14 protein-coding genes are annotated in these 15,313 nt (G+C 67.2%); 7 read left to right on the top strand and 7 right to left on the bottom strand.

Translation table 11 applies throughout. The features are described from left to right. Positions 1 to 1,533, bottom strand: coding sequence for a serine/threonine-protein kinase (locus ACWDTI_RS08460; protein ID WP_449737616.1), 1,533 nt, complete (start codon positions 1,531 to 1,533; stop codon positions 1 to 3). A gap of 52 nt (positions 1,534 to 1,585) precedes the next feature. Then, positions 1,586 to 2,269 carry a TetR family transcriptional regulator gene (locus ACWDTI_RS08465; RefSeq protein ID WP_449737617.1) on the bottom strand — a complete coding sequence of 228 codons (684 nt, stop codon included), beginning with the start codon at positions 2,267 to 2,269 and terminating at the stop codon, positions 1,586 to 1,588. A 184-nt stretch (positions 2,270 to 2,453) separates the two neighbouring features. On the opposite strand from ACWDTI_RS08465, the gene ACWDTI_RS08470 reads away from it, so the two are divergent. The 5 genes from ACWDTI_RS08470 to ACWDTI_RS08490 all read left to right on the top strand — a co-directional run bounded on the left by ACWDTI_RS08470 (position 2,454) and on the right by ACWDTI_RS08490 (position 7,678). Then, positions 2,454 to 3,545, top strand: coding sequence for a ferredoxin reductase (locus tag ACWDTI_RS08470; RefSeq protein ID WP_449737618.1), 1,092 nt, complete (start codon positions 2,454 to 2,456; stop codon positions 3,543 to 3,545). A 2-nt stretch (positions 3,546 to 3,547) separates the two neighbouring features. Further along, on the top strand, positions 3,548 to 4,759 hold the full coding sequence (locus ACWDTI_RS08475; RefSeq protein ID WP_449737619.1) for a fatty acid desaturase family protein: 1,212 nt from the start codon (positions 3,548 to 3,550) through the stop codon (positions 4,757 to 4,759). Positions 4,760 to 4,839: 80 nt separating this feature from the next. After that, a complete protein-coding gene (locus tag ACWDTI_RS08480; protein ID WP_449737620.1) occupies positions 4,840 to 5,211 on the top strand; it encodes a hypothetical protein in 372 nt (123 codons plus the stop codon). A 56-nt stretch (positions 5,212 to 5,267) separates the two neighbouring features. Beyond that, positions 5,268 to 7,100 carry a DNA helicase RecQ gene (gene recQ / locus ACWDTI_RS08485; RefSeq protein ID WP_449737621.1) on the top strand — a complete coding sequence of 611 codons (1,833 nt, stop codon included), beginning with the start codon at positions 5,268 to 5,270 and terminating at the stop codon, positions 7,098 to 7,100. A gap of 74 nt (positions 7,101 to 7,174) precedes the next feature. Further along, complete coding sequence (locus ACWDTI_RS08490) at positions 7,175 to 7,678, top strand: DUF4395 domain-containing protein (protein WP_449737622.1); 504 nt, start codon at positions 7,175 to 7,177, stop codon at positions 7,676 to 7,678. Between the two features lie 103 nt (positions 7,679 to 7,781). Here ACWDTI_RS08490 and ACWDTI_RS08495 read toward each other — a convergent pair whose 3' ends face one another. The 5 genes from ACWDTI_RS08495 to ACWDTI_RS08515 all read right to left on the bottom strand — a co-directional run bounded on the left by ACWDTI_RS08495 (position 7,782) and on the right by ACWDTI_RS08515 (position 12,210). Next, on the bottom strand, positions 7,782 to 8,816 hold the full coding sequence (locus ACWDTI_RS08495) for a Ppx/GppA phosphatase family protein (RefSeq protein ID WP_449737623.1): 1,035 nt from the start codon (positions 8,814 to 8,816) through the stop codon (positions 7,782 to 7,784). Beyond that, positions 8,813 to 9,361: a DUF501 domain-containing protein gene (locus tag ACWDTI_RS08500; protein WP_449737624.1), complete on the bottom strand. Its 549-nt coding sequence runs from the start codon at positions 9,359 to 9,361 to the stop codon at positions 8,813 to 8,815. Before ACWDTI_RS08500 ends, ACWDTI_RS08495 begins: the two co-directional genes overlap by 4 nt. Continuing rightward, a complete protein-coding gene (locus ACWDTI_RS08505; RefSeq protein ID WP_449737625.1) occupies positions 9,358 to 9,858 on the bottom strand; it encodes an FtsB family cell division protein in 501 nt (166 codons plus the stop codon). The genes ACWDTI_RS08500 and ACWDTI_RS08505 overlap by 4 nt, the downstream gene beginning before the upstream one ends. A gap of 196 nt (positions 9,859 to 10,054) precedes the next feature. Continuing rightward, complete coding sequence (gene eno, locus ACWDTI_RS08510; RefSeq protein ID WP_449737626.1) at positions 10,055 to 11,338, bottom strand: phosphopyruvate hydratase; 1,284 nt, start codon at positions 11,336 to 11,338, stop codon at positions 10,055 to 10,057. A 116-nt stretch (positions 11,339 to 11,454) separates the two neighbouring features. Further along, entirely contained in the window at positions 11,455 to 12,210 is a 756-nt protein-coding gene (locus tag ACWDTI_RS08515) for a lytic transglycosylase domain-containing protein (protein WP_449737627.1), read from the bottom strand. Positions 12,211 to 12,389: 179 nt separating this feature from the next. Here ACWDTI_RS08515 and efeU point away from each other — a divergent pair, with 179 nt between their 5' ends. Next, entirely contained in the window at positions 12,390 to 14,114 is a 1,725-nt protein-coding gene (gene efeU, locus ACWDTI_RS08520) for an iron uptake transporter permease EfeU (protein ID WP_449737628.1), read from the top strand. Beyond that, positions 14,111 to 15,313, top strand: a complete 1,203-nt coding sequence (gene efeO / locus ACWDTI_RS08525; protein WP_449737629.1) for an iron uptake system protein EfeO — start codon at positions 14,111 to 14,113, stop codon at positions 15,311 to 15,313. Before efeU ends, efeO begins: the two co-directional genes overlap by 4 nt.

Below are 15,313 nucleotides of genomic sequence, written 5' to 3' on the forward strand. Positions count from 1 at the left end.
TCAGTAGATGTAGACCAGCGCGTCGTTGCCGCCGCGACAGGCGACCACCGCGCTTCCGGCCAACGGCGCGCACGCCATTCGATAGGACTGTTCGGTGATCGGACTGTAGGCGACGATGGTCGTCGACCGACCCGCCGGCCCGGTGCGCAGATACTCGTCGCGGACGGCCAGCGCGAAGGGGCAACTGGTGATGGAGGTGCCCACCGCCACGCCTGCGCCGCAAGGGGTCGCACCGGCGGGCGGACCGGATTGGACGGTGCTCGCCGGCGCGGTGGCCGGATTGGTCGGCGTGACCGTCTGTGTGACGGTCGGCGTCGACCGGCCGGCCGAGGTCCCGGCGCCGCCCGACCGTTGCGAGAGCAGCCAGTATGCACCGAGTCCGACCAATGCCAGCACCAAGATCGCGATCAGTGCGCCCAGAATCCACGGCAGTGTCCCGCGGTCTCCCCGCGGCGGTCCCGGCGGCGGGATCGTCGGATACGGCGCGGCGAAATACTGCGGCGCAGCGTGCTCTCCGGACGAAACTCCTTGCGCCCCTGCATATTGCGGACCGGAGTAATTCAAGGTGGGTGGAGTCTCGGAGTAGGCCCGCGACACCGGGCCCGACGTCGAGGAGACCTGCGTCTCCCGATAGCGAGGGTCTGCCGGATCGCCGACGACGACCGGCGGCACGATCACCGTCGTCGCATCGTCGGCGCCGACGTCATCGCGCAGGGCAAGTCGGGCCGCTTCGGCGAGTTCTGCCGTCGAGCGGTATCGCGATGCCGGGTCGGAGGCGAGTCCGCGGGCGATCACGGTGTCGAAAGCATGCGGCACCCCGGCGTTGATCGAACTCGGATCGGGCACATCGTCGAAGACCGCGGCCTTGATCGCCGCGCTGATGGTGGTGGCGGGATGGGGCACACGTCCGGTGAGGCATTCGAAGAGCACGCAGGTCAGCGCATAGATGTCGGTGGCCGGTGAGACCGCGGCGGAGTCGAACAACTCCGGAGCCATGTAGGCGACCGAGCCGATCGCGGTACCGACCTGGGTCAGGTGCGTGTCGGCGTCCCCGTGGGCGATGCCGAAGTCGACGAGATAGGCGAAATCGTTGGCCGCCAAGAGGATGTTCTCGGGTTTGATGTCGCGGTGGACCAACCCGTCCCGATGAGCCGCGTCGAGGGCGGAGGCCACCTGGTCGATGATCGCCACCGCCCGGGCGGGTGCGATCGCGCCTTCCCGGCGCAGGAGCGCCCGGAGATCCTCGCCGTCGACGTACCGCATGTCGAGGTACAGCACGCCGTCGATCTCGCCCCAGTCGTGAATGGGGATGACATGGGGCTCCGCCAGACGCGCCGCGGCCTGCGACTCCCGACGGAACCGCTCCTGATAAATCGGGTCGTCGGCCGGCCCGGCCCCGAGGAGTTTGAGCGCGACCACCCGCTGCTTCTCGGTGTCGTAGGCGCGATAGACCACACCCATTCCGCCACGGCCCAGGAGCTCGTCAATCCGGTACGGCCCGAATTGAGTTCCCACACGGTCAGTTCCCGACATGGGAAGAGCATAGAACCGCGTCCCGACATTCCGGACACGACGAACGACCGCGTCAGTGCGACCGGGAGCGCCACTGCCCCATGCCGAGGAACACCATGACGAGCTGTCGTTCGGTGCGCTCGACGATCTCCCGTTCCGCGCCGCGCCCGCGGTAGTCGTTGTCGAGCAGGTCGGCGACGGCGGTCAGCATGATCGTGACGATCAGTTCGGCGGCGAGCTCGAGATCCTCCGGCGACCAGTCGGCCAGATCGGGAAGTCGCGACAGGTCGATCGCGAGTTCCTTGGAGAACAGCCGCAATTCGGTGTCGATGGCGCGACGGATCTCGGCGATGCCGCCGTGCTGCTCGCGCACCAGGAATCGGAACTGGGCCTCGTTCTCGTCGACATGGCGTAGCAGGATGGCCAGCGACGTCTGCGCTGTCGGCAGCACCTGCCGGGCGGCCAGGTCCCGACGCCCCTCCCGCAGCGTACGGCGCAGCACGCGCATCGAATCCTCGACGAGGGTGACACCGAGATCTTCCATCGACGCGAAATGCCGGTAGAAAGCGGTCGGCACGATGCCCGCCCCGCGCGCGACCTCACGAAGGCTGATGCTGGCGAAACTGCGGTCGGCGACCAACTCCATCGTCGCGTCCAGCAGCGCCTGCCGGGTGCGGCTCTTGCGCTCCGCCCGGCTCTCCGACTCCCCCGACTCGCGCGACGAGCGCGCGCGGCTGCTCGGGCGGGTCCTGGTCACGTCCCGAGTCTAGAGGCTCGACCGGGATGTACCGGTGAGCACACCCGCACCACGCTGCCATCGCGGACCGAATCCGGTGATAGCGGTCACACCGATTGTTCCTTGACGGATCACCCGGTACGCGTGGCACACTTTCCGTGTACACCCGTTCACTCAAATGCGATTCCAACGAACGGAGCAGCCCATGAGCATCCGATTTCCCGACCTCGTCGGCTCGATCGTGGAGGCGGCGCTCGCCCCACATCCGGTCGACCGTTATCTCGAACTGATCGACCCCATGACGACCTGGCGCGACCTGCGCGCCCAGGTGATCGCCGTCGATTACCCGACCGACCGCACCGTCCGGCTCGTCTTGCGTCCCACCCGCCAGTGGAAGGGGCACGAGGCAGGACAGTTTGTGCAGATCAGCACGGTGATTGACGGCGTACGACACACACGTTGCTTCTCGCCGGCAAACGGCGCCCGCAGCCTCGGGGGCGACCTCGAACTGACCATCACCGCCCACGACGACGGCTTCGTGTCGCGTCACCTGCGCGAGGCCGCACACGTCGGGATGGTCGTCGGCCTCAGTCAGGCCGCCGGCGACTTCACCCTGCCCGAGATCCGGCCCCGATCTGCGGTTTTCATCAGTGGCGGCAGCGGGATTACACCTGTACTCTCGATGACGCGAACGCTCGTAGCCGAGAACTACCCCGGGCCGATCACGTTCGTGCACTACGCCCGCACCGCCGACGACGTCACCCATCACGCCGAACTGACCACACTGGCCGAGCAACACCCCGGCATGGACCCGCGGTTGCACTACACCCGCGACACGGACGACGACGTCTCCGGCGGCCACTTCGTCGGCGCGCACCTTGCCGACATCCCCCATTTCGACCAGGCCGAACTGTTCGTGTGCGGTCCGCCCGCACTGATGCGGGCCGTCGAGCAGCACTACGACGACACCGGTCTGCACCAACCGCTGCACAGCGAGTCGTTCACGCCGGCCACGACGATCGCCGTGGACCCGAACGCCCCGGTCGACGGCGAACTGATGTTCCTGCGTTCCGGCAGATCTGCGACCAACGACGGCCGCACCATCCTCGACCAGGCCGAATCGGCCGGGCTGCACCCGGATTCCGGTTGCCGGATGGGAATCTGCTTCTCCTGCACCGCCATCAAGAAATCCGGCTGCACCCGCAACGTGTTGACCGGAGAAACCGACACCGAAGCCGACAAGCGGATCCAACTGTGTATCAACGCTCCCGTCGGCGACGTGGAAATCGAGGTATAGCCATGACACTCGTCAGTACCGACGCCGCTCCCGAGTCCACCCCGCTCACCGGGGTGGTTGTCGAGACAACACCATTTGACCAGCCCCACAACGATTCCCGGCACATCACGCTCACCTTCGAACAGGTCGAGGCCCTCGGCCGCGAGCTCGACGAGCTGCGCGCCCGCGTCGTCGCCGATCTCGGCCAGAAGGACCGCGACTACCTGTACTCCATCATCCGCACACAGCGGGGATTCGAGATCGCCGGCCGCGGCCTCATGTACCTGGGGTTCTTCCCGCCCGCCTGGATCGCCGCCGTCGGCGCCCTTTCGGTGTCGAAGATTCTCGACAACATGGAGATCGGCCACAACGTGATGCACGGCCAGTACGACTGGATGCGTGAGGACACCTACAACTCACGCGAATTCGAATGGGACACAGTCTGTCCCGCCGAGCAGTGGAAGCACAGCCACAACTACCTGCACCACACGTTCACCAACATCATCGGCGAGGACCGCGACATCGGGTACGGCATCCTGCGTATGGCCCGCGACCAGAAGTGGAACCCCTACTACCTCGGAAACCTCGGCTACGCAACGGCATTGATGCTGTTCTTCGAGTGGGGCGTCATGCTGCACGACCTCGAGGCCGAGAACGTGATCGCCGGCAAGCGGAAGTGGTCGGACATCAAGGGCCTCGTGAAAGGCATGTGGCGCAAGGCGGGCCGGCAGGTCCTCAAGGACTACATCGTCTTCCCGGCGTTGACCGGCCCCCTGTTCGTGCCCACGCTGCTCGGCAACGCGACCGCGAACCTGGTGCGCAACGTGTGGGCCTACTCCATCATCTTCTGCGGCCACTTCCCCACCGGCGCACAGACCTTCACGCCCGAAGAGTGCGAGAACGAGACCCGCGGGCAGTGGTATCTGCGACAGATGCTGGGGTCGGCGAACATCACCGGTGGCCGCCTGTTCCACATCATGAGCGGCAACCTGTCGCATCAGATCGAGCACCACCTGTTCCCGGACATCCCGGCCGGCCGGTACCCGGAGATCTCCGGCGAGGTCCGCGAGATATGCGGACGGTACGGCCTGCCCTACAACACGGGGTCGTTCTCTCAGCAACTCGGTTCCACCTGGAAGAAGATCGCCAAGCTGTCGCTGCCGAACTTCCTCACCCGCGACGACGACGATCTCGTGGTCACCGTCGAACGCGAGCGGACCACATCGGCGGCCTGAGCCGTCCGCATCGGACGAACCGAGAGCGGTGGTGTGTCTGCGGGTATTCTCGGGGCACACCACCGAGGGGGTACACCACCATGGTCGACAGCATCGAACGCAACAAAGATCTGATCCAGGAGCTCGTCGAATCGACGGCCACGCACGTCGGACAGATCGCCACCATCGTCACCGGCGCCGTCGCCGACGTCGCCCGCGAGATCGGTGACCTGATCACCGACGGTTTCGAGATGCGTGACGCCGCCCGCAAGGCCCGGCTCGACGACGAACGCGACATCGTCGACGTCGAGGAACTCGACCTCGTCGAGGAGCCGGAGCTCGAGGACGTGGGCGACCCGGTGGATCTCGGGGTCATCCCCGCGGTGGACCAGGTCGCGCTCGTCAGCGCCGACGACGTTCCGGAGGAACCGGTCGACATCGGTGAACTGCCGGGTGAGCAACCGCTGACCTGACGGCGACACACCTGACGGCGACAAACCTGACGGGGGTCGCCAGTACCCTTGTCCGCATGTCGGACATGTGGCAGGTGCTCTCCTCGGTCTTCGGGTACGAATCGTTCCGCGGTGACCAGGAGCAGATCGTCGCCCACGTGATCGGCGGCGGCGACGCGGTCGTGCTCATGCCAACCGGCGGAGGCAAGAGCCTCTGCTACCAGGTGCCCGCGCTGGTTCGCGAGGGATGTGGCGTCGTCGTCTCGCCGCTGATCGCACTCATGGCCGATCAGGTCGCCGCGCTGCGCGACAACGGTGTGCGCGCCGCCTACCTGAACTCCACCCAGATGCCCTCCGAACGCGCCGAGGTGGAGGCCGCCTTCCGCGGCGGAAGTCTGGACCTGCTGTACGTCGCCCCGGAACGATTGAACACGGCGGCGACACGAAACCTGTTACAGCAGAGCACGATTTCACTGTTCGCCATCGACGAGGCGCACTGTGTGTCGCAGTGGGGGCACGATTTCCGCCCCGACTATCTCGCGCTGGGCGAGCTGGCGGAACTGTGGCCCGACGTGCCGCGGATCGCGCTCACCGCGACGGCGACCGAACGCACCCATCGGGAGATCACCGAACGCCTCGGACTGCAGAACGCGCGACACTTCGTCGCCGACTTCGACCGCCCCAACATCTCCTACCGCATCGTCACCAAATCCGATCCACGACGACAACTACTCGACTTCATCCGCACCGAGGGCGTCATCGACGGCGAGCCGGCCTGCGGCATCGTCTACGCACTCAGCCGCGCATCCGTGGAGAAAACGGCGGAGTTCCTGTCGGACAACGGCATCGACGCGATGCCCTATCACGCCGGCCTCGATCGCCGGCTCCGTCAGGTCACGCTCGAACGTTTCCTGCGCGCCGACGGCGTGGTGGTCGTCGCGACCATCGCGTTCGGCATGGGCATCGACAAACCCGACGTCCGGTTCGTCGCACACATCGACCTACCCAAAAGCGTCGAGGGGTACTACCAGGAAACCGGACGGGCCGGCCGCGACGGGCTGCCGTCGGTCGCCTGGATGACCTACGGACTCGCCGACGTGATGCAGCAGCAGCGACTCATCGACCTCTCCGAGGGTGACGACAATCACAAACGGGTTCAGCGGCAGCACCTCGACGCGATGCTCGCCCTGTGCGAGACGGTGGACTGCCGGCGGGTGCAACTCCTGCGGTACTTCGGCCAAGATGCCCGACCGTGCGGTAACTGCGACACCTGCCTGAACCCGCCGCAGACGTGGGACGGCACGATCCCGGCGCAGAAGCTGTTGTCGACGATCGTGCGGCTGCAGCGCGAGTTCAATCAGTCCTACGGCGCGGGCCACCTGATCGACATCCTGCGCGGCGCCGACACCGCGAAGATCCGCACATCGGGGCATTCCAAACTCACCACGTACGGCATCGGCACCGAGCTCGACCGGCAGGGCTGGAGCAGCGTCGTCCGGCAACTGATCGCCACCGGAATCGTTGCGCCACAAGGCGATTACGGCGTCCTGAAACTGACCGAGCACAGCGGTCCGGTGCTGCGCGGCGAAGCGACGGTGATGTTGCGGACCGACCCGGCCAAAACCGGCAGCGGCCGCAGCCGGGCGACCAAGTCGGCCGACGCCGTCGGCGAGCACGATCGGGGGCTGTTCGAGCAACTCCGGGCCTGGCGCACCGGTGAGGCGTCGCGGCAGGGCAAACCACCGTACGTGGTGTTCGGCGACGCGACGCTGCGAGAACTCGCCGCCCGCAGACCCTCGACATCGGCGGAACTGCGGACCGTGTCGGGTGTGGGCGATGCGAAGCTCGAACGCTACGGCGACGACGTGCTGGCCGTGATCGCGGAGTACTCGGCCGACACCAGGGTTTGACTCACGCTGGGTCCAGGATTTGTCGGCCCGAATCCGTGTGCCTAGCCTGAGGTGTTGTCTTTCAGGAGGTTCTCGTGTCCCGCACGCTGCCGTCGGCGCTGACGTTTCCCAATCCGGTCAACGAGTACGCCGCGCGTTCCACCGCCGGCCTGGTCGTGGTCCTCGCGGTGGTTGCCATTGTCGTCAACCAGCCGATCGTCTACGGACTGCTGGCCCTCGGGTTTGCACTACGTGTGATGGCCGGCCCGCGGTACTCCCCGTTCGGGCGCCTGTCGGTGCACCTGATCGTGCCGAAGGTGTGGCGCAAGACCAAGCTGGTGCCGGGTCCCCCCAAGCGGTTCGCGCAGGCCATCGGCCTGGTGTTCAGCGGCAGCGCACTGATCCTGTCCCTGCTCGGGCTGGGACTGGCCGCGCAGATCGTCGTCGGGCTGCTCGTCGTCGCCGCCACCCTGGAATCGGTGTTCGGACTGTGCCTGGGCTGCGTCGCCTTCGGGTTCCTGCAGCGCCGGGGAGTCATCCCGGAGACCGTGTGCGAGGCCTGCAACAACCTCTCGTTGCGGGAGCCTGCGGCGAGCTGAGTTCGCTCCCCCTGCTCGACTCCGGCGGCCGAGGCGGGCGCCGGGCGCCGCTCCCGATGGTCGAGTAAGCCCGGCGACGCAGGAGCCGGGCGCATCGAGACCCTCAGTCCAGCAACCCGAGCGCAATGCCGTCGAGGATGTCGTGCTCGCTCACCACGAGTTCGGTGATCGGTGTCCGTTCGGCGAGCACACGGGCGAGTTCAAGGGTGACCAGCGCGCCGCCGCCGATGACGTCGACGCGACCCGGGTGCATCGGACCCAGCGCTGCGCGGTCGGCGCGGGTCATGTGCACGAGTCGCCGACAGACGTCGTCGAGGTCTGGCAGTGAGATCCGGGACAGGTGGATGACCGACGGGTCGTACTCCGTCAGCCCCGCCCCGACGGCCGACAGCGTGGTCATCGTGCCGGCCACACCCACCCAGGTGCGCGCCGAGTCCACCGAAACTGCGGCGAATGCGTCCGACAATCGTTGGCGGGCAAACTCTTTCGCGGCAGCGATCTCATCGTCGGTGGGCGGGTCCGAGTGCAGCGCCCGTTCGGTGAGCCGGACACACCCGATGTCGGCCGAATAGGCAGCGGTCACGCCGTGCTCGTCGCCGAGAACCACCTCGGTGGAGCCGCCGCCGAGATCGGTGACGACGAACGGGCCGTCGGCGGGGTCGAGTTCGCCGACCGCACCGCGGAATGACAGTCGCGCCTCCTCGTCGCCGGTGATCACCTCGGCGGTCGCCCCGGGCACCACGCGGCCGAGCAGATCGGCGGTCATCGCGAAGAACTCCTCGCGGTTCGACGCGTCGCGGGTGGCCGAGGTGGCGACCATGCGGACCCGCTCGACTCCCGCCGACACCATCAGATCGACGTAGTCGGCCAACGCTTTTCGTGTCCGTTCGATCGCCACCGGCGAGAACTGCCCGGTGGCGTCGACGCCCTCCCCCAGACGCACGACGCGCATCTCGCGGTGGATGTCGAGGAGTCGGGGTGGGTGATCTCGATACGGCGCCTCGCTTCGCTCGGTGCCTACTCGATCAGCGGGAAACGACTCCGCCCGCCCGGTGCCTACTCGATCAGCGGGCGCGGCGATGAGCAGGCGGATCGAGTTGGTCCCGCAGTCGACGGCACCGACGACGGGTGCGCTCATTCGTGGTCGTCCGCTCCGGTCAGCGGTGTCGAGGCCGGCCAATCGGTCGGGATCGCGGTGCCGCGCAACCCGTTGTCGGCGGCCAGGGCCACCGCCTCGTCGCCGAGCGGATTGACGCCGGGCCCCTTGGCCAGCGCATGCGCGATCAGCACATGCAGGCACTTCACCCGGTCCGGCATGCCGCCGCCGGTGAAGTCGGTGCCCAGCGATTCGATGGCGTCGCGTTCGGCCAGATAGCTGTCATGGGCGCGACGGTAGGCCGCGGCCAGTTCCGGGTCCTCGGCGAGCCGGGCGGTCATGGCCTTCATGACACCGGCCGATTCCTGCCGGCTCGCCTCGGCTGTCAGCCTCGGGTCGGTCAAGTAATAAAGGGTGGGAAATGGTGTGCCATCAGGCAATCGGGGTGCCGTCTTGATCACCGCGGGCGCGCCGTCGGGCGTGTAGTAGCTGACTGCGAGAACCCCGCGCGGTTCCCGTCCGAGTTGTCCGGCGATCGTTGCGAGGTCGTCGTCGGAGACACCGGGAGGTGGTTCGGCCGAGCTCACTTGGTGCCGGGTGGGGTCGACACGGCATCCCACAGGTTGGAGAACCACGGCGAGCGGGCACGCTCCTCGGCGCGCTTCTGCGCCGCGATGCGCGCGTCGTCGCCCGGATACATCATCACGACGGCCTTCTCGCCCGGTCGCACGAACTGCAGGCGCTCGCGGGCCTTGGCCTCGATGTAGGCCGGGTCGCCCTGCTCGTTGACCTTCTGCTGGTAGTCGGTCACCTCACCGCGCAGGCGGGTGTTGCCGGCGCTGAGCTGTTCGAACTCCGTGCGCTGGGAGAAGTACGTTCGCACCGGCATCGCCAGCGTCAGTGCGACGACGCTGACGACGAGCGCCAGCACGATTGCGCGTTTGGCGTCCAGACGCTCCCACCGCGCGGCCAACCGCGGCGTTCTCATCCGCCCGTCAGTGGCGAAAAGCCTGGTGCGCGTACCGGTTTCGACGGAGGAATCGTCGTCGTCGAGATGGATTTCCTGTTCGCCGGTCTCGGTCACCGACGCGTCGTCGTCGATCGGCCGCGAATTCCGCGACTCTCCCGCCCCCGGCGACCGGGGACGGGCGTGTGCCCGCGTGGTGGTCCCACGTCGGGTCGCCCGTACCCCGTGACGCCGCTCGCTGCGAGCCCCACGACCTGCCTGGGCCCGCTCGCCTCGCTCCCGGCGCCCGCCTGATGTCATGGGGTCCAGCTAATCACGAACCAAACGAGAAACGTGGGAAGGCAAGGTCGCCGGCGAACCGTGCCGCATCCCCGAGTCCCTCCTCGATGCGCAGCAGCTGGTTGTACTTCGCGACACGTTCCGAACGGGCCGGTGCACCGGTCTTGATCTGGCCGGATGCGCACGCGACGGCCAGGTCGGCGATGGTGGTGTCCTCGGTCTCGCCGGACCGGTGACTCATCATCGTCTTGTAGCCGTTGTTGTGCGAAAGCGCGACCGCGTCAAGGGTCTCGGTGAGCGAACCGATCTGGTTCACCTTGACCAGCAGGGCGTTGGCCACGCCCTCGGAGATGCCGCGCTCGAGGCGCTCGGGGTTGGTGACGAACAGGTCGTCGCCGACCAGCTGGACCTTGTCACCGATCGCCTCGGTCAGCTTGGCCCATGCCGCCCAGTCGTCCTCGGCGAGTCCGTCCTCGATGGAGACGATCGGGAAGTCGGCGACCAGCTTCTCGTAGAACGGGATCATGTCGTCGGACGAGTAGTCCTTGCCCTCCAGCTTGTAGACGCCATTCGAGTAGAACTCGGTGGCGGCCGCATCCAGAGCGATGACCACGTCCTTGCCGAAGTCGTAGCCGGCCTTGCCGACCGCCTCCCCGATCACCGAGATCGCCGCGTCGGTGTTGGGCAGGTCGGGAGCGAAACCACCCTCGTCACCGAGGGCGGTGGCCAGTCCCTGCTTGCCGAGTACCGACTTCAACGCGTGGTACACCTCGGCACCGCAGCGCAGGGCCTCCTTGAAGGTGGGTGCGCCGACCGGGCAGACCATGAACTCCTGGAAGTCGATGCCGTTGTCGGCGTGCTCGCCACCGTTGATGATGTTCATGCACGGCACCGGGAGGATGTGTGCGTTGGGTCCGCCGATGTAGCGGAAGAGCGGGAGACCCGCGGATTCCGCGGCACCCTTGGCCACGGCGAGGGACACGCCGAGGATCGCGTTGGCACCGATCCGGCCCTTGTCCGGGGTGCCGTCGACGTCGAGCAACGCCTGGTCGACAAGGCGCTGATCCTCGGCCTCGAGCCCGATCACCGCGGGCGCGAGTTCGCTGAGCACACCCTCGACGGCCTTCTGAACACCCTTGCCGCCGTAGCGCTCTCCACCGTCACGGAGTTCGACTGCCTCGTGTTCGCCAGTGGAAGCGCCCGACGGAACAGCGGCGCGGGTGAACGTGCCGTCGTCGAGCACCACCTCGACCTCGACCGTCGGGTTGCCCCGCGAATCGAGAATTTCGCGTGCACCAACCTGCTCGATCATTGCCACAGCTACAGCCCCTTACTCATTGAAGGTTCGACGCCATCGCCGGCGCCGATGAGGTACGCAGGAAAGCCTAGTCGCTGGCTGAGTGCGATACGCGGCAAGAGCAGAACCGCTCGGCACTAATACCGAACGTTCACCGAATATGCGTTCGCGCGATCCCGGACGTCGAGGACGTACTTCGTCGAGTTGTTGTAGACCTTGACCGCCTTCTCCCAGCCTTCGGGCGTGGTCATGTCACCGCCCGACGACACGCAGAGGTACCGCGCGGCCGACAGCGCCGCGTCGTCGATGTTGTCCGGGTCGGCCTTGCCGTCCCCGTTGGCGTCGACGCCGTAGCGGTGCCAGGTCTCGGGAATGAACTGGAACGGCCCCATCGCGCGGTCATGGGTGGGGTCGCCGTCGAGTACGCCGTGGTCGGTGTCGCGGATCTGCATGTTGCCGCGGGTGCCGTCGAGTGGCACCCCGCGGATCGGCGGCGAGGTGTCGCCGTTCACGGCGATCCGGGTGCCGTGGTGGGTTCCGTGCTTGCTCTCGACGGCCGCCACCCCGGCCAGTGTCGTCCAGGCGAGACCACATTCGGGATGCTGCTGGCGCTGGATCTCGGCGGCGTTGCCGTAGGCCTCCAGCGCGATCAGTGGGATGCCGGTGGCGTCGGCGATGGGGGTGGCCCAGTCCCGGAGCAGTTCGGAGGTGCGACCGGGTGCGTTGATGTTGATGTACGGCGTGGGGACACCCGGGCCCGGCGGAATGCCGTCGGGGATGTCGGGGCGGTGCAACGACGGAAGGTTCAGGCATGCCGAGGCGGTCAGCGCGACTCCGGCCAGGACGCCGATCGCGGCCACCTTGCCAGCACCGGAGCGAATGTGGATCTTCATGTCGGTATCCATGATGCCTGCGGTGACCGCCCAAACCCGAATCGAACCCGCCGACCCGGGGGATCCGCACAAATCGGACAAAGCAGATTCAGGGACGATGGGCCCTGTGCATCACTTAGTGTGCAGCGTAGCCTTACCTCGTTAGCCAGCCCTTTGTTGTCCTCATACCTTGGAGCCGAATGTTCGCGACCTTCATCATCGGTCTCCGTGAGGGGCTCGAAGCGGCACTCATCGTCGGCATCATCGCCGCGTTCCTGCGCAAGCAAGGTCAGACGCGGGCGCTCACGTGGATGTGGTTCGGGGTCGGGCTGGCCATCGCCATCTGTGTGGCCGTCGGCATCGGCCTGGAGGTCCTCGCCCACGATCTCCCACAGAAGCAGCAGGAGGGCCTCGAGACCGTCATCGGCTTCGTCGCGGTGGCGATGGTGACCTACATGATCGTGTGGATGCGCCAGCACGCGCGCGATCTCAAGGGCGACCTCGAATCCGCGGCATCGGGAGCCATGGTGACCGGCTCGGCGATCGCCTTCGTGTCGATGGCCTTCCTCGCGGTTCTCCGCGAGGGGCTGGAGACCTCGGTGTTCCTGATCGCCGCGTTCAACGCGAGCCACAACACGCTGCCCGCGGTCGCCGGGGCACTCCTGGGCATCGCTCTGTCGGTCGCGCTCGGATACGGCATCTACCGCGGCGGCGTGCGGATCAACCTCGCACGGTTCTTCAAGGTCACCGGCATGCTCTTGGTGTTCGTCGCGGCGGGCCTGGTGATGACCGCGCTTCGCACCGCGCACGAGGCCGGGTGGCTGAACATCGGTCAACAGCAGGTCGCCGACCTCACCTGGCTGGTGCAGCCCGGCACCGTGCAGTCGTCGTTGCTGACCGGGGTGTTGGGGCTGCAACAGAAACCTGTGCTCATCGAGGTCGTCGGCTGGATCGCGTACGTCGTCGTGGTCGGCACCATCGTGCTGTGGCCGGCGGGCCGTCCGTTCCCGCGGCGCGCGGTGGGCGCGCTGACCGCCGGGCTCGCCGCGGTGTCGGTGGTGGCGGCAGCGGTCCTGTTCGCGACCGTGCCCGCCGCACCGACACCCCCGCCGGCAACCGTGTCGGCCGCGCCGTCGGGCGCCACCACCACCGGAATCCTGACCGGACTGGCGTCGGTGCCGCCCAGCGATGTGTCGGTCACGGTGCGGTCGGTGACCACCGACTCCGCGGCGGGCACGCTCCGCACCACAGCGGGAGACACGGCGGTGGACACCGATCTGCCCTCGATGCGCAACGCCGGCAGCCCCGAGACCGACTCCCCCGACGCCGTGCCGGTCACGCAGTATCAGCAACTCGCGAGCCCCGACATCCCGATATCGGCGTTGGTGCCCGGGGCGCCGGATCGGGTCACCGTCGCGCAGATCGTCGCCGGTAACCGCGGGCGCCTACCGGTCGGCCTCAACACGCAGACCTTCGGTGCGAGCGCGCCGGTGCGCTACGCGGTCACCGCGACGGTCACCCCGAGCGTCGACACGACATTCGGGCGCCCGATCGCGGCGACGGTGAACTACGTCGTCACCGCGACGGCGAGACCGGAACGCGGTGCCGCGGTGGTGCTGGGCAAGGTCGCCACCTTCGCCGCCGGTTCCGAGCCATTACCCGCGGATGTCTCGGCGGCGACCGAGCGGGCGGATACCCAGGACCGACACCATCGCCGCAGTGTGGTGTGGCCGTCGGTGCTGTTGGGTATCGCCGTCGCGCTCGCGATCATCTCCGCACTACTCCTACTTCGTCGGCGCAGCAGCCCCGCCGACGACTCGGCCGACGTGTCGGACGAGATCGAACACCGGGAGACGGTTCCCGGCACGAAATCAGGGAATCCGCACACGGAGGTCCCCCAACAGAAGGAGAGCACCCGACAATGAGACCCGGGGTTTTTCTTGTCATCGGTACCGCGGCCCTGACGGCCGCCGGCCTCGCGGGCTGCTCGAGCAGCGACGACAGCGCGTCGTCGACGTCGGCGGCGGGTGCACCGAAGACCGTGAAAGTCACCATGAGCAACGACGGGTGCACCACCGATCCCGCCACGGTGGCCGCCGGACCCGTCACCTTCGAGATCACCAACACCGACGCCGCAGCGGTCAGTGAGGTCGAGCTCATCAAGGACAACCGCATCCTCGCCGAACGGGAGAACATCGCCCCCGGCATGGCCGCGGTGTCGTTTTCACACAAGCTCGACGGCGGCACCTATGAGCTGTACTGCCCGGGCGCGACCAACGAGAAGACCACCTTCACGGTGACCGGCAAGGCCGCCGAGGCTACCGGCACCGTCGCCGACATGCTCAAGCAGGCGTCCGCCGACTACAAGCAGTACGTGATCACCCAGGTGAACAGTCTGGTGGAGAACACCCAGCCCCTGGTCGACGCGGTGAACGCCAACGACATCGCGGCGGCCAAGGAGGCCTACCCGAAGGCCCGCCCCTACTACGAGCGCATCGAGCCGATCGCGGGCGCGTTCTGCACCGACGGTTCCACGGACTGCTCCGACAACGCCGCGGTCAGCCTCGACTACGCCGTCGACGCGCGGCCCGATGCCGTGAGTCCGGGCGACAAGTGGGAGGGATTCCACGTCCTCGAGAAGGCGATCTTCGAGACCGGCAACCTCGAGGGCATGCAGCCGGTCGCGGACCAGCTGATGACCAACGTCAAGCTGCTGCAGACCGTCGTCAACAAGCCCGAGTTCACCATCGCACCCTCCGAGATCGTCAATGGCGCAGGCGATCTACTCGACGAGGTGTCGACCACCAAGCTCACCGGCGAGGAGGAGGCGTACTCGAAGATCGACATCCTGGACATGCAGGCCAACGTCGAGGGCTCCGAGCAGGCCTTCGCCATGGTCAAGCCGGCGCTCAAGCAGATCGATCCTCAACTGACGCAACAGATCACCGACTCGTTCGCCAAGGTGGACGAGCTGATGGATTCGTTCCGCGACCCGAACGCACCGGGCGGGTTCAAGAGCTTCGACCAGGTGACCGAGGAACAGAAGCGTGCGATGGCCGCGGCGATCATCGCGGTGAAGGATCCGCTGTCGGAGGCCGGCGGCAAGATCGCGGCGGCGAGCTGA

The sequence above is a fragment of the Gordonia sp. NPDC003424 genome (assembly GCF_053588655.1).

Coding starts and splice junctions, on each gene's coding strand:
- ACWDTI_RS08460 (WP_449737616.1), bottom strand. CDS start 1,533: ATGTCGGGAACTGACCGTGTGGGAACTCAATTCGGGCCGTACCGGATT.
- ACWDTI_RS08470 (WP_449737618.1), top strand. CDS start 2,454: ATGAGCATCCGATTTCCCGACCTCGTCGGCTCGATCGTGGAGGCGGCG.
- ACWDTI_RS08475 (WP_449737619.1), top strand. CDS start 3,548: ATGACACTCGTCAGTACCGACGCCGCTCCCGAGTCCACCCCGCTCACC.
- ACWDTI_RS08480 (WP_449737620.1), top strand. CDS start 4,840: ATGGTCGACAGCATCGAACGCAACAAAGATCTGATCCAGGAGCTCGTC.
- recQ (WP_449737621.1), top strand. CDS start 5,268: ATGTCGGACATGTGGCAGGTGCTCTCCTCGGTCTTCGGGTACGAATCG.
- ACWDTI_RS08495 (WP_449737623.1), bottom strand. CDS start 8,816: ATGAGCGCACCCGTCGTCGGTGCCGTCGACTGCGGGACCAACTCGATC.
- ACWDTI_RS08515 (WP_449737627.1), bottom strand. CDS start 12,210: ATGAAGATCCACATTCGCTCCGGTGCTGGCAAGGTGGCCGCGATCGGC.
- efeU (WP_449737628.1), top strand. CDS start 12,390: ATGTTCGCGACCTTCATCATCGGTCTCCGTGAGGGGCTCGAAGCGGCA.
- efeO (WP_449737629.1), top strand. CDS start 14,111: ATGAGACCCGGGGTTTTTCTTGTCATCGGTACCGCGGCCCTGACGGCC.